Raw genomic sequence first — 13609 nt, 5'->3', positions numbered from 1 at the left:
TGACCGCCGCCGTCACGATCACGGCTGCCACACTCACCATGTTCACCGGCCTGTGGTTCATCCTCCCGAGGGCACTACGCCGCCCAAACCCATGACCCGCGAAGGGCGTCCACCGTGCCCACCGAACCGTCACCCGCACGGACAGTCCTCCTCGTGCGGGCTGCTGCCGCATCACGGTGGGGGAGCTGCCCGGCCCGGACTGAGGGGTACGCGGCCGGACAGCAACGCCAGTCAAGTTCGAGCGGTACTGTTCCGCACCCGTACCTACGCCAGCGCCGACCGGCGTCAGTGCTGCGCGACCGCTACGCGGCTCTCGTGCCTGGCGCTCGGGCCCTCGGGCGTGCACCCGAGCTGGGCCGGATCGCGCTGGTGCGAGCCCCGGATGACCTCGCGGACCTGGACGGTCCCCACGTGGACTACCTGGGGCCGGTCGTCCGCCGGTACTTGGGGCACTGCTCCGACGCGGAGCCTACGCCGCCACTCTCTTCGGGGGATCTTGTACGTTTGCGCTGCGCGACGCAGCCGGGAGGAGAGCTGGATGTCCTCGTCGCAGTACCTGGGCGCGCCGCAGCCGGGCCCCTTCACCGATCGGTCACGGGTGGGGAGCGGTCCGGCGGGTTCAGCCCAGCGCGCAGGAGTTCACGACGTCGCCCGAGGCGGGCTTCGGGACGGTACGGCTCGCCGGCGGGGCAGCGCCGCGCTCGACCCACTGTGTCAGTGCCTCGAACGCGCTCCGGTAGCAGGGGAGGATCGGGCGCAGCCGGTCCGGATATGTGTCGTAGAGCCCGTCGACATGGGTACCACCCTCGATCGTGTAGTAGCGGTGCAGCCGGGCCCGGTGCTGGTCGTCGATCATGCGTGTGTAGACGTCCGAGTCGGTGGCGATCGGCAGCAGGGTGTCCAGCGAGCCCTGGAGCGTGATCATGGGTTTGCCGATCTTGCCGGTCAGCGACACGCGCTCGACGGCCCGGTGGACGGAGCGCGGCCGGGCCGCGTAGTCGTACGAAGCGTCCGAGGCGCAGGGCGCGAGGATCTCCGCGGTCGTCGAACCGGCCGAAGCACCGGGGCAGTCGGGGTCGTACATGGGGTCGAACTCGGCCCGGTAGACCTTCTGTGTCAGCCCCCAGTAGGCACTCTGGTGGTAAGGCCAGAGGAACTCACTGCCCGGGGCGAACCCGGCCGCGTACATGTCGTCGGCTCCCGCGGCGCCCGCCCGGTACGCGACAGTGGTCGGCAGATACGTGAGGAGATTGGGGCCGCCCTCCGTCCAGAGCACGCCCTCCCAGTCCACTCCGCCGTCGTACAGCTCGGGATGGTTCTCAAGCTGCCAGCGGGTCAGATAGCCGCCGTTGGAGGTGCCGGTCATGTACGTGCGGCGTGGGGCGTGTCCGTACGCGTGCTGGAGGGTCTTGCGCGCGGCGCGGGTCAATTCGGTTGTGCGGCTGTTCCATTCGGCGACCGCGTCGCCGGGCCGGGTGCCGTCCGTATAGAAGTCGGGGCCGCTGTTCCCCTTGTCGGTGGAGGCGAAGGCATAGCCCTGGGCCAGCACCCAGTCGGAGATCAGCGGGTCCAGCGAGTACTGCTTGCGATTGCCGGGCGCGCCGGTCACCACAAGGCCGCCGTTCCAGCGGTCGGGGAGCCGGATCACGAACTGGGCGTCGTGCTTCCAGCCGTGGGTGGCGTTCAGCCGCGAGGAGTCGGGGAAGTAGCCGTCGATCTGGACACCGGGCACACCCGAGGGGTTCTTGGTGCCCTTGGCGAAGAGCGGGGACCAGTCGGTGGAGTCGGTGTACTGAGTGCCGGCGAGCGCGGCAGTGGTCATGTCCCGCAGACAGGCCGTGGTCTGGAATTCCGCGCCGGGCACGGAGACACGCTCACGGGAGCCGCAGTGGGACGGCGCCGTATTGGCCTCCGAGGCCGGTACGGGGGCAGGCGCGGCGCCGGTCGCTGTGACGGCCAGCAGCATGACGGCCAGCACGGTGACACCAGTTCTCACACGCATGGAACTCCTCCGATGGGTTCGCCCCGGTCGGGTGCGTCTTTTGCCATGGCGCACATCGTCAGCGCCCCCGGTGGGCCGGGCCATGTGGACGGCCCATAGTTCCGGGAGCCGGGAAGTGGAGCGAACCCCCACCCCGGCCGCACCACCCACGACCTGACAGGGCTAGTACTCCAGCCGTAAATTGTGATCTTCATGTCTGATTCGCGGCTTGTCGTCGGTAATGGCCGGCTTGGGCTCGGGCCTGGTGACGGCGCCGCCAGGCGGACCAGGCGAGCCGGTGGGCTACCTCGCGCACGGGCCGGACGGCCAAGGTGATGAACAGTCGCTGGATCTCGTTCGCGTTCGCCAGGTCTGCCGAGCCGCTGCTCGCTTCCGTGCCCCCGGCTCCGCCGCTGCCTCGGGCGTCTCCTGCTCCGGCTTCTGTTGCTCCTGGTCGGGCACCGTTCCGTGCGGGGCCGAGCCGGGATCAGTCCCGCTACCGCATAGTGCGCTCGCCGGGCGTCACCCTTCATGCCGTGCGGAGCAAGCCCGTCGCGCAGCAGCACGGAGTATGTGCGGGCCGGGATTTCGTCATGGACGCTGAGTGCGAGGCTCAAACACTCCTGGTGCTCCGACGCCGAGCGCCACGACGCGGCCGGAATACCCGGCGAGGTGCGGTTCGGCCCTGGCGGGCCCGGGGTCAAAAGTGTCCCCCACTCGGGGACAGGTCCCGTTTTGCGCTTTCTGACAGCTTCCTGCAGAAGCCGTGACTGCCGAGAGAGCCGCTCGCTAGGGTTGCGCGACGCAATAGTCCGTCAATTGTGAGGGGCGATTATGCATGAGCGTGAACTGCGCGCCTTTGTGGCGATTGCCGAGATAGGTCGTATGGATCTCGCAGCCAAGAAACTGGGCTACTCGCAGCCGGCAATCAGCTATCAGATCGTCTGCCTTGAGCGGTCTCTTGGCATCAAACTGTTCACCCGAAGTTCAGGCGGCACCACTCTCACGCGCGAAGGTCACACGATCCTGCCGTCGGCACGCGCGACATTGATGCTGATCGACAACATCAAAAGAGAATGTATGGAACTCGGCAGAACGCCCTTGGCGGTCATGTCGCCATAAGCGCCGCTCGGCTGCGCATGACCACCTCGGTCCCGGGGCGACTTCACCAAATCTACGGAAAAGGAGAACCGTGGCACAGCAGGAGATCGAAGTCGTCGCGGGGAGCGCGCGGTCCGCGATGCGGTCCCGTGGCACAGTCGTGGTGTCGGGGCTGGCGAGTGACGCACACACCTGGAACCTGGTCTACCTCCAGCTCGTCATCGAGGAACTCGGCTACCACGTGGTCAACCTCGGGCCCTGCGTACCGGATGACATGCTGGTCGACGAATGCCGCAGGATCGACCCCGTGCTGGTGGCCCTCGGCAGTGTCAACGGGCACGGCTGCACCGACGGCCTGCGGGTGGTCGCCCGGCTGCGCGACTGCGCGGAACTGGCCGCCACTCCGATGGTGATCGGCGGCAAGCTCACGGTGTCCGACGAGGATCCGGGCCGGCACGCGCAGGAACTGCTGGGCGCCGGCTTCGACGCCGTCTTCCCCGACCAGGTGTCGGGCACGGCCGAGTTCGCGGCGTTCGTCGCCTCGCTCCCGACCGCCCCGCGGGGGGCCTTGTGCGTGGGGAGAACCGAGTGACCGCCCTTGTGCCGAGCCGCCCGTGTCACACACAGCCGGGGTTCGGCGCGTTCGTCCGTGCCCGGGCGGACGCCGGCGCCCTCGTGGTGCAGCCGCGGATGGGTTTCAGCGATCCGACGCAGATGCGAGCGGGTCTGGCCGCCACCAAGGCGGCGAGAGCGCACACCAGCGGCACACTGACCCTGGACAGCTACACCAGGGTGGGCGACCTGGCATCGGCCGAGCACGCCCTGCGCGAGAACCTGCCGCTCAACGGATATCCGATCGCCAGTCACCCCGACTCGACGACGCGGGCGGTACTGGCCGGCGTCCGGGACACCGGCTTCCCCGTGCAGGTACGGCACGGGTCCTCGCTCCCCCGGCACATCTTCAGCAAACTGATCACGCTGGGCCTGGACGCGACCGAGGGCGGTCCGGTGTCCTACTGCCTTCCCTACGGGCGCACCCCGCTGGCCGAGTCGATCGCGGCCTGGCGGCAGTGCACCGAACTGTTCTCGCACCTGCGTGACCTGGGCGCCGAACCACACCTGGAGACCTTCGGCGGCTGCATGATGGGCCAGCTCTGCCCGCCGAGCCAGTTGGTGGCGCTGAGCGTGCTGGAGGCGCTGTTCTTCCGCGCGTACGGATGCCGCAGTATCTCGGTGAGCTACGCCCAGCAGACCCATGCCGGACAGGACACCGAGGCGGTGTTCGCACTGCGCCGGCTGTGCGAGGCGCTGCTGCCCGATGTGGACTGGCACACGGTCGTCTACACGTACATGGGGGCGTACCCGGTCACCGAGGCCGGCGCGTACCAGCTGCTCGGCCACGCCACCCAACTCGCCCTGCGGACGGGCGCGGAACGCCTCATCGTCAAGACCGTCGCGGAGTCCCGGCGGATCCCCACCGTCGCGGAGAACGTGGCGGCCCTGGAGTACGCGGCACGGACGGCCGAGGCGTGCCCGACGACCGCGCGCGATCCAGGTACGGATTCGCAGACGTACGCCGAAGCGCTGGCGCTGATCGACGGCGTGCTGAACCTGCACTCCGATCCGGCTCGCGCTCTGCTGCTGGCGTTCGAACGCGGCTACCTCGACATCCCGTACTGCGTGCATCCTGACAACCGGGGCCGTACCCGCAGCCGGCTGGACGAGGAAGGCCGGCTGTGCTGGGCGGAGACCGGAGCGCTGCCACTGGCGCACCTGGTCCGGACGGGGCGGCGCCACGAGGTGACCGCCGCGGGTCTGCTGGCTGATCTCTCCTATGTACGGCGGAAGTTCGACCGGGATGCACGCGCGGACCGCGCCGCCGCCGCGGTCGCGGGCTCCGACCCGCGGTGACGGCCCCTGTGCCCAGGTGACGGCCATGATGACGTGAACGTGCCCGTCACGCCGGCCGTTCCGCGGTCGCACCGTCGAGACCGGCACGCTGACCGGCCACGTCACCCTTGGCGGCTCCGGGCCAGGCGGCGAACTGCCGGCGACCGTAAAGCAGCGGCACGCCGACGCCGCAGTCGGCGCCGAGGACCACACCGAAGACCACGACATGGTCGCCGACGAGCTTGGTGTCCGTCACCCGGCACGCGGCGAAGCCGATGGTGTCTCCGTCGAGCCGCGGTATTCCGGTGCCGGCGGCCGGCCGCCACGGCAGCCGCTCGAAGTGGCTCAGCGTGGAGTCGGCGAAGTGGCGGGCGACCGAACTTCCCTGGGCGCCCAGCAGGTTGACCCCGAAGAAGCCGTGGGCGCGCAACGCGCTGAGCGTGCCGCTGGTCACCGAGAGGCAGACGGACAGGATGGGCGGGTCAAGGCTGACGCTCGACAGGGAGGAGCATGTCATTCCGCGAGGCCGTCCGGCCTCATCGACCGTGGTGACGACAGACACGCCGGTCGGGAAGGAACCCATGAACGCGCGATACGCCTCGTTGCCGACCGGATCCGGCTCCACATCCATTCCCTTCCTCGCCGCGCCTTGATGTCCGCGTCCCGGTCATCGAGCCGGTTCGCGTTCCCGCCACGCCTGCCTGAGCTGGTCGAGATGGACCAGGCCGGCCAGTACCTCGTCGGTTTCCACACCGAAGTCGATCAGGCAGGCGATCTCGTCCACGCCGATGTCGTACAGGGCCTCACACATCCGCAGGCCGTCCTGGACCGTGCCGAACAGGCCGCTGGTCTCGAAGTAGCGGTCGAACGCCTGGCCGACCATGAAGTCGATGTCCGCCGGGCTCATCTCTTTGAGATCCAGTGCGACCGCGTTCGCGCCCGCAGCCTTGGCGGCATGGATGACCAGGTCGAAGGAGCTGGCCAGGTACTTGCTGAACGGCTCGCGGACCGTCTCCTTGACCTTCTCCCTGTCCGGGCCGATGAAGGTGTGCAGCATGAGTGCGACGTGTCCGTCGCCCTCGGTCTCGTCGTGGTGGTCACGGAAGGACTGCCGGTACTCGCCGATCCGCTTCTCCAGTACGTCGACGCCCTGGCCCAGCAGATGAGTCAGCACGCCCGCGCCCATCTCGCCCGCGTCCCGGAAGGTCTGCGGGTTGCCCGCGCTGGTCAGCCAGACCGGCAGCTCCGACTGCACGGGGGGCGGGAAGACCGTCACGTCGACGGTCTCGCCCGCGCCGTCGACGAACGACGCGGGTTCCTGCCGCCACAGGCTGCGGATCGACGTCACCGTGTCGATCAGCCCGGACCTGCGGGTGGGGTAGCCCTCCGGGCGCAGCACGAAGTCGGCGGCGTGCCAGCCGGACGCGAACGCGATGCCCACCCTGCCCTTGGAGAGGTTGTCCACGATGGACCACTCCTCCGCGATGCGCACCGGGTGGTGCAGCGGGGCCACCACACTGCCGGCCCTCACGGCGACCCTCTCGGTGACCGCGGCCACCGCGGCCCCGGTCACCGCCGGGTTCGGGTAAAGGCCGCCGAACGCGTGGAAATGGCGTTCAGGAGTCCACACCGAGGCGAAACCGCGGGTGTCAGCGAATTTGGCTCCCTCTATCAGCAGCCGATATCTGTCGCTGACATCCTCCTTGTCGTTCGCGAAGTAGAAGAGACCGAAGTCCATGGCGCCTCCTGACACACAGAGCCGAGTAAGTAGGAACATCTGGCCCGGGCCTGTGCGAAAACTCTGATCCCGGGCGACATCTGACCGTTTGCGGGTTGGTACGGCGGCTGGTTCAGCGTGCGGCTCCCGCGCGATCGTAGGCCCGCGTCGCCGCCGGAGCGGCCAGAGCGATCAACACCAGGCAGAACGCAAGCGCGAACGGGGCGGGGTGGCCGAAGAAGCCCGCGGTCGAGGCCGCGTCCGATGTGCTCAGCAGGCCGCGCACCGTGCTGGTCACCGCGGTCACCGGGTTCCAGCCGACCACGTCGCGCAGCCAGCCGGGCAGGCCGTCCGGAGGCACGAAGGCATTGGACAGGAAGGTCACCGGCAGGAGGCACACCGGTACCACGGAGATGACCGCCTCGGCGTTGCGGAAGGTAAGGCCGAGGAAGATTCCCAGACACGAACAGCCCATGCCCAGCAGCATCTCCAGACCCATCCCCGCCAGCACCGCGTGCGGCCGGGCGCCCACCGGCCAGCCGACGATCCCGGCCGCCGACGCCACGCTGACCATCGCCACCACCACGAGTATCGAGTCCACCGCGACCCGTCCGCACAGCACGGCCAGGCGGCTGACCGGCAGCGAGCGGAGCCGGTCGAACATGCCGTCCTGCAGGTCGCCGACCACACCCAGCGCGGAGAGCGCGGTCATCGAGACGGCCATCGAGGTGACCACTCCCGCCGACACATACGCGCCGTACTCCCCGCCGCCCGGTACGCGCATACTGCCCCCGAACAGGATCCCCAGGCCCAGGACCATCGCGAGCGGCATCACGGTGAAGCCGATCAACTTCTCCGGCAGTCGCAGCAGATGCCGCAGGTCGCGGCCGGCGATCGCACATGTGTCGCTGACGAACTCGGTCATGTCGACGGATGCCGATCAGGCGTGGCCGGCGAGCAAGATCCGATGCATCGGCGTGTCCAGAAGCGCGAGTCGGCGGAGCCCCGTCTCGGCCAGCCACCCGTCGTACTCGTCCACCAGGAAGGCATCGCCGCCCCCGGTGGCCAGCATCGACACGGCGAACAGCATCGCGAACCGGTCCTGGATCGACTTGGCGTCCTGCTCGCCGGTGACCAGGTGGTCGGCGATGCAGATCATGCCGTTTTCCGAGAGGGCCTGCTTGGACTTGTGCAGCAGTTCCCGCGCCGACTCCGGGGTCTGGAGATGGAATATGTTGACGAAGAGCAGCAGGTCGTGGCCGGAACCCCAGCTCTCGGTCCAGAAGTCGCGCACCTGGACCTCGAACCGCTCGGCGACGCCGAGCCGCTCGGCCTGCTCCTCGGCGATCGAGGCGATGTGCGGGGCTTCCAGGCCCGTGGCGCGCCACTGCCCGAAGTGGCGCAGCAGAAGCTGGCTGTAGAGCCCGGTACCGCAGCCGACGTCCAGCACGGAGGCGGGCCGGTCGGTGGGCCAGTCCAGCGTCTCGAACCCGCCGCGCAGCGCTTCGACGACGGGCGGCGCCCAGAAGTTGATGCCGCGCACGAGCGATGCGTAGTTGTGCTCGTTGATCTGGTTGAGCTGGAGCTCGCCGACCTCGTCGCGGTTGTCGTGGCGCACCGCGTCCGCGAGGTTCCGCCAGGCGGGCCAGGCCAGTTGACGGTCGTATTCGATCTTGCCGACGAGGCTGAACAGCCCGTCGGGCAGGAGGCATTCGCGCATCTCCTCCGGCATCCGGTAGACCGCGGGGCCGTCGTCGGTCGAGCTGCGGTCGACGATGTCGTACGCGTACAGGCCGTCCATCAGCACCCGCATGGCCCGCCGGTTGGCCTGGCACGCCTCGGCGAGCTGGTCACCGGTCATGGGGCCCGTGCTCAGCTTCGCGAACACGCCGAGGTCGTGCGCGGCCTCGATGGCGCCCGGTGCCCACAGCGAGATCAGGTGCTCGTAGATCCGGTGGGCGGAGTGCACGACCTTGCCGCTACCCCGCCAGTCGGACAGCAACGCGGTGTCCACGAGCGGACGGATGTTGTGTTCCGGTGAGGGCGCGTCATCCGCTTCGAGATCGGCGGACGTGTTGACGCCAGGCGTCATCGCAGTGCTCCTTTGGGGGTAGGCGGCGCCTTCTCGGCCGAGCCGTTCACCGGGCCGAGGCAGTCCGGTACCTGCGGGCGGCGAGCGGCATGGCCAGCGCGATCATCGCGGCGACCAGAACCATGGCGACGGGCACGGGGTGGAGTGCGGGGAAGGAGCTGTCGCCGACGGAGGAGGGGTTGCCGAACAGTTGGCGCACGGCCTCGACGACCGACGACAGCGGGTTCCAGACGGTGATGGCTTGGAGCCATCCGGGCAGCCCACTGGGTGGGATGAAGGCGCTGGAGAGGAAGGTGAGCGGCATCATGACCATGGACATCACCGCGCTGACCGCTTCGACGTTGCGCAGCGACAGGCCGAGCAGAGCGCCGAGCCAGGCGGCGCCCAGGCCCAGCAGCAGGAGGAGGCCGAAGGCGGCCACGATGTTGCCGACGCCGGTGTGCACCCGCCAGCCGATCAGATAGCCGACCACAGCCATCACGACCACGGCGATCGACGAGAGCAGCAGGTCGGAGACGGTGCGCCCGATCAGCACGGCGTAACGGGACATCGGAAGCGAACGGAACCGGTCGACCAGCCCGTTGCGCAGGTCGTCGACGACGCCGACCGCGGTGGTCTGCAGGTTGGCCAGCATGACCTGGGCGAAGATGCCGGCCATGATGTACTCGCGATAGTCGCCGCCCTCGACCTGCATGGCGCTGCCGAACAGGAAGCCGAAGACGATCACGTACATCACCGGCATCAGCGTCACGCTCAACAGCCGCTCCGGCACCCGGGCCAGATGCCGCAGGTGGCGGCCTATCAGGGCGAGGGAATCACTGAGGGACTCGGTCACGCCACGGCTCCTTCGGCCACCGGCTGCGGCGCGTCGCCGGTCAGGGACAGGAAGACCTCGTCCATCGACGGGCGACTGAGCTGGAAGTCGGCCACCGGGATGCCGGCCTCGGCCAGCTCGGTCGCCACCGTCGCTATGCCACGGACGCCTTCGGTCATCGACACCGAGACCGTTCTCCTCTCCTCGTCCACGAGGGGCTCGTCGCCGCTGAACCGGCTCAGCACCTTGGTCAACTCGATGACGTCCTTCGCGGAGGCCGCGGTGACCCGGAGGCGGTCGTCGCCCACCCGGTCCTTCAGCTCGTCCGGCGTGCCCTCGGCGATGACGCCGCCGTTGTTCAGCACAGCGATGCGATCCGCGAGCTGGTCGGCCTCTTCGAGGTACTGGGTGGTGAGGAGGACGGTGGCGCCGCCACGCACTTGGCCGCGGATCACCTCCCACAGCGTCAGCCGGCTCGTCAGGTCGAGCCCGGTGGTCGGCTCGTCCAGGAACAGCACCGGCGGCTCCGCGATCAGGCTGGCCGCGAGGTCCAGTCGACGTCGCATGCCGCCGGAGTAGGTTTTCACCGGCCGGTCGGCCGCGTCGGTCAGGTCGAGCTGTTCGAGCAACTCGTCCGCTCTGACGCGCGTGGCGCTCCGGCCGAGGTGATAGAGGGTTCCGATCAGGCGCAGGTTCTCCCGGCCGGTCAACCTTTCGTCCACCGCCGCGTACTGCCCGGTCAGCCCGATGCGCCGCCGTACCTCCTTCGGCTGACGACGCACGTCGAAACCCGCCACGCCGGCCTCGCCGCTGTCCGCGGAGAGCAAGGTGGCAAGGATTCGGACGATGGTGGTCTTTCCGGCACCGTTGGGGCCGAGCAGCCCGAAGATCGTGCCGGCGGGCACCGACAGGTCGACACCGTTCAGCGCGTCCTTGGCCTGTTTACCGCCGTATCGTTTACGCAGCCCCTCAGCCTGGATTGCAATGTCCACACGTTCACCCCATAGACTCAAAGTCCGCGCTGGTCACGGCTCAACGATTCAGGTCGGACAACGCCGGACTTTCCGCAGGGAAACAGATAACGCCAACTGCTCCACCGATCGCGGCGGTTGTCGCATCGACTGCGCCGAAGCTAGCATTGACAAGGCCGGAGCCGGGCTTCTCATCGAAGAATCTGATACGTGCAAGTCATGTATCTCAGAGCCTGGTGATACCGTGCTGACGATCCGGTCGGACCGCGGATGTAAGGATTGTGAATGACCTACGAAAAATCAATGCCGATCGAAGAAAGTGCGAATTCGGGCGACCGAGAACCGGAAATAACACTTCCACCGCAACCGGTATGGGTTCAGCTGGCTTTCGCTTTCACGCTCCTTTTCACGGCGATCCATCTCTACTGGGCGGTCGGCGGCACCTGGGGACTGCCGCTTCTGGCACTGCAGGAGAAGGCCGCGGTGCAGGCGGTCAACTGGGTCGTCAGCGTCATCATGGTGATCGGCGCGCTCTTCGTCCTCGCGCTGAACCACCCGATCGGCCGGCGGGTTCCCTCCTGGACGCTGCTGGTACCCCTGTGGATCGGGGCGGTCGTGTGCGTCTCCCACGCGATCTACGGTCTGATCACCAAGGCCCTCTACTTGAGCGGGTGGCACGGCGCCGTCAACTTCCCGGTCGTGGCCGGTGTCAGCCCGGCCACCGCGGCCGCGGAGAACCGTCACTCCGCGGTACTGGACATCCTCGTGTTCGAGCCCTGCTTCCTGATCCAGGGCCTCCTGCTCGCGCTGGCTGCCTGGCAGTTCATTCGCACGCCCGCCGGGCGGCGCAGGTGGCGGATGTCGCTCATCGCGGGCATCGCGCTGATCGACGTGTTCGGCTTGCTCCTGGACCTCGCCGGCAAGCAGTTCGCGATTTCCTGACCATCGCGTCGGTACCGGCCGGCCGACCACCGCCCCCGCACCGGTCAGCCGGCGGCGGAGGCGGTGGTGAGATGGCCCGCGAGGTCGCGCACGAGAGCTTCGGGGTCCTCCAGCAGGTAGAAGTGACCACCGGGGTAGACCCGGTGGTCGAAGCGGCCGGTGGCGGTCGCCGCCGCCCACTCCCTCAGGCCCTCGACCGGCACCTCCTCGTCCCCGTCCCCGACGTACGCGGTGACCGGAGTGGCCAACGGCGAGACCGGGCGCGGGAGATAGGTGCCGATCAGGTGGAAGTCCGCCCGGATCGCGGGCAGTACGAGCTCCCGCAGATCCGGGTCGTCCAGCACGGTGCCGGCGTCCGGGTCGCCGAGCCTGCGCACCTCGTCGACGATCGCGTCGTCGCCGCGCCGGTACACATTCTTCGGCACCACCCGGTGCGAGGGCAGCTGGCCGGAGACGAACAGCCACGCCAAGGGCGAACCGGTGCGCTGTTGCAGGCGCAGCGCCACCTCGTAGGCGACGGAAGCACCCATGCTGTGCCCGAAGAAGGCGAGCCGTCCTCCGGCGTAGCCCTGCAGCGCGTCGGCGATCCGGGTCGTCAGCGCGCCCATCTCGTCGACGCACGGCTCCATCACCCGATCCTGCCGGCCCGGGTAGCACACTCCGATCACCTCGATGTCCTCGGGCAGCCACCGAGGCCAGTCACGGAACACGCTGGCCGCGCCGCCCGCGTGTGGGAAGCACACCAGCCGCAGCCGGGGCTCGGCCGCCTTGCGGTACCAACGCAGCCACTTCAGCGGGCTGACGTCGGCGGGCCGGTTCACAGGCGTGCTCCGCTCTCGGTCTCGTACGCGGCCAGCGCGGCCTCGTCCGGCTGGAAGCGCGTCGGCAGACTGCACAGCCCGGTGAGGAAGTTGGAGTGGATCCGCTGCGGCTCCCCGGTGATCTCGAACCCGGTGGTGTAGGTGCGCAGGGCGTCGATCATCGCGTTCACCTCGGCCCGGCCCAGATACGCGCCGATGCAGAAGTGCGGGCCGTAGCCGAAGGTGATGTGTTTGTTGGGTGACCGGTTCAGGTCGAAGACGTACGGGTCCGCGAAGACCTCCTCGTCCCGGTTGGCCGAGCTGTTCCACAGCGTCACAACGTCGCCGGCGGCGATCACCTGGCCGTGCAGTTCCACGTCGGCCACCGCGCGGCGGCCGAAGTGCATCGCCGGGGTCGCCCAGCGCAGCACCTCCTCGGTGGCCGACTCCAGCGTCACCTTCCGGTCGCGCAGCAGTTGCCACTGGTCCGGGTGCCGGCTGAGGGTCTGCACCGAGTCGATCATCGAGAGCCGACTGGTCTCGTCGCCGCCGAGGATCAGGCTGTAGCAGTTGAGGACGATGACCTCCTCGGTCAGCAGCTCGCCCTCCACGGTGCTGTTGGCGAGGACGCTGATCACGTCCTCGGTCGGCCTCGCGCGGCGCTCGGCGACCAACTCGCTGAAGTACAGCAGGATCTCGTTGCGGGCGAGCCAGGCCTCGGTGGCGGACTGGCCCTCCTCGTCCGAACTGAGCGCGGACTTGGTGAGGCTCAGCAGGAACTCGCGGTCCGCGGTGGGCACCCCGAGCAGGTCGGAGATGGTGTTCAGCGGGATGTGCTCGGCCACGTCGGTGGCGAAGTCGCACTCACCACGGCGTACGGCCTCCACCACCAGCCGCGTGGTGTTGGTCCGGACCCGGTCGATGATGGGCTTGAGCGAGTGCGGGGAGAAGCTCTTGAGCAGCACGTTACGCAGGTTCCGGTGCATGGCCCCGTCGGTGACGGCGAGCATCTTGCCGGCGGCGGAGTCGCCCCCGGAGAGCAGCGTGACCAGCACGTTGCCCTTCTCCGAGGTGAGCCGCTTGTTTTCCTTGTACAGCGCCATGACGTCCGCGTACCGGCTGACCACCCAGAAGCCCGGTGCGTCGCCGACCGGCGGATGCCAGTGGAGCGGCCGCGTGGTACGCAACTGCCGCCAGTATTCGCTGAGGTCGTTCTCCTCGAACGTCCTGGGACAGGTCAGATCGATGGTGGAGATGTCGTCCGGCATCGGCATCGTGTGCGCGGTCATTTTTCCGCCGTT

General features: G+C 68.6%; 14 protein-coding genes and 1 pseudogene. 4 read left to right on the top strand and 11 right to left on the bottom strand.

Features of this window, described 5'->3' with window-relative positions; all coding sequences use genetic code 11:
• Positions 1-285 precede the first annotated feature (285 nt).
• From IF11_RS42750 to IF11_RS40430, 3 genes and pseudogenes are all read right to left on the bottom strand, one after another.
• On the bottom strand, positions 286-411 hold the full coding sequence (locus tag IF11_RS42750) for a hypothetical protein (protein WP_276311306.1): 126 nt from the start codon (positions 409-411) through the stop codon (positions 286-288).
• A 208-nt stretch (positions 412-619) separates the two neighbouring features.
• The gene (locus IF11_RS0126540) at positions 620-2002 is read right to left on the bottom strand and encodes a tannase/feruloyl esterase family alpha/beta hydrolase (protein WP_030354257.1); all 1383 of its coding nucleotides are present in this window, start codon (positions 2000-2002) and stop codon (positions 620-622) included.
• 190 nt (positions 2003-2192) lie between these two features.
• Positions 2193-2339: pseudogene (locus tag IF11_RS40430) on the bottom strand (IS701 family transposase); the annotation flags it as partial.
• 476 nt (positions 2340-2815) lie between these two features.
• Here IF11_RS40430 and IF11_RS39340 point away from each other — a divergent pair.
• The 3 genes from IF11_RS39340 (at position 2816) to IF11_RS0126530 (ending at position 4993) form a co-directional block, all read left to right on the top strand.
• Positions 2816-3103 carry a LysR family transcriptional regulator gene (locus IF11_RS39340; RefSeq protein ID WP_078490936.1) on the top strand — a complete coding sequence of 96 codons (288 nt, stop codon included), beginning with the start codon at positions 2816-2818 and terminating at the stop codon, positions 3101-3103.
• Between the two features lie 70 nt (positions 3104-3173).
• Complete coding sequence (locus tag IF11_RS41650; RefSeq protein ID WP_106979270.1) at positions 3174-3674, top strand: cobalamin B12-binding domain-containing protein; 501 nt, start codon at positions 3174-3176, stop codon at positions 3672-3674.
• Positions 3671-4993, top strand: coding sequence for a methylaspartate mutase (locus tag IF11_RS0126530; RefSeq protein ID WP_206300691.1), 1323 nt, complete (start codon positions 3671-3673; stop codon positions 4991-4993). The genes IF11_RS41650 and IF11_RS0126530 overlap by 4 nt, the downstream gene beginning before the upstream one ends.
• A gap of 46 nt (positions 4994-5039) precedes the next feature.
• Here the strand turns inward: IF11_RS0126530 and IF11_RS0126525 are convergent, their stop codons facing one another.
• The 6 genes from IF11_RS0126525 to IF11_RS0126500 all read right to left on the bottom strand — a co-directional run bounded on the left by IF11_RS0126525 (position 5040) and on the right by IF11_RS0126500 (position 10587).
• Complete coding sequence (locus tag IF11_RS0126525) at positions 5040-5603, bottom strand: flavin reductase family protein (RefSeq protein ID WP_051746234.1); 564 nt, start codon at positions 5601-5603, stop codon at positions 5040-5042.
• A 36-nt stretch (positions 5604-5639) separates the two neighbouring features.
• Positions 5640-6710 carry a MupA/Atu3671 family FMN-dependent luciferase-like monooxygenase gene (locus tag IF11_RS0126520; RefSeq protein WP_030354253.1) on the bottom strand — a complete coding sequence of 357 codons (1071 nt, stop codon included), beginning with the start codon at positions 6708-6710 and terminating at the stop codon, positions 5640-5642.
• Between the two features lie 112 nt (positions 6711-6822).
• A complete protein-coding gene (locus IF11_RS0126515) occupies positions 6823-7614 on the bottom strand; it encodes an ABC transporter permease (protein WP_030354252.1) in 792 nt (263 codons plus the stop codon).
• 15 nt (positions 7615-7629) lie between these two features.
• Positions 7630-8781, bottom strand: a complete 1152-nt coding sequence (locus tag IF11_RS0126510; RefSeq protein WP_030354251.1) for a class I SAM-dependent methyltransferase — start codon at positions 8779-8781, stop codon at positions 7630-7632.
• A 46-nt stretch (positions 8782-8827) separates the two neighbouring features.
• Positions 8828-9616 carry an ABC transporter permease gene (locus IF11_RS0126505; protein ID WP_030354250.1) on the bottom strand — a complete coding sequence of 263 codons (789 nt, stop codon included), beginning with the start codon at positions 9614-9616 and terminating at the stop codon, positions 8828-8830.
• Positions 9613-10587: a daunorubicin resistance protein DrrA family ABC transporter ATP-binding protein gene (locus IF11_RS0126500; protein ID WP_037728609.1), complete on the bottom strand. Its 975-nt coding sequence runs from the start codon at positions 10585-10587 to the stop codon at positions 9613-9615. Before IF11_RS0126500 ends, IF11_RS0126505 begins: the two co-directional genes overlap by 4 nt.
• 264 nt (positions 10588-10851) lie before the next feature.
• Here IF11_RS0126500 and IF11_RS0126495 point away from each other — a divergent pair, with 264 nt between their 5' ends.
• Positions 10852-11508: a DUF3995 domain-containing protein gene (locus IF11_RS0126495; RefSeq protein ID WP_078490935.1), complete on the top strand. Its 657-nt coding sequence runs from the start codon at positions 10852-10854 to the stop codon at positions 11506-11508.
• A 44-nt stretch (positions 11509-11552) separates the two neighbouring features.
• Here the strand turns inward: IF11_RS0126495 and IF11_RS0126490 are convergent, their stop codons facing one another.
• Together IF11_RS0126490 and IF11_RS0126485 are read right to left on the bottom strand one after the other, a co-directional pair.
• Positions 11553-12329 carry a thioesterase II family protein gene (locus IF11_RS0126490; RefSeq protein WP_030354247.1) on the bottom strand — a complete coding sequence of 259 codons (777 nt, stop codon included), beginning with the start codon at positions 12327-12329 and terminating at the stop codon, positions 11553-11555.
• Positions 12326-13597 carry a cytochrome P450 gene (locus tag IF11_RS0126485; RefSeq protein ID WP_051746233.1) on the bottom strand — a complete coding sequence of 424 codons (1272 nt, stop codon included), beginning with the start codon at positions 13595-13597 and terminating at the stop codon, positions 12326-12328. The genes IF11_RS0126490 and IF11_RS0126485 overlap by 4 nt, the downstream gene beginning before the upstream one ends.
• Positions 13598-13609 lie beyond the last annotated feature (12 nt).

The sequence above is a fragment of the Streptomyces scopuliridis RB72 genome (genome assembly GCF_000718095.1).
In the GTDB taxonomy this organism is placed as follows: Bacteria; Actinomycetota; Actinomycetes; order Streptomycetales; family Streptomycetaceae; genus Streptomyces; species Streptomyces scopuliridis.
Note: the sequence above shows the minus strand (reverse complement) of the source record. Positions and strands in the feature narration are given on the sequence as shown.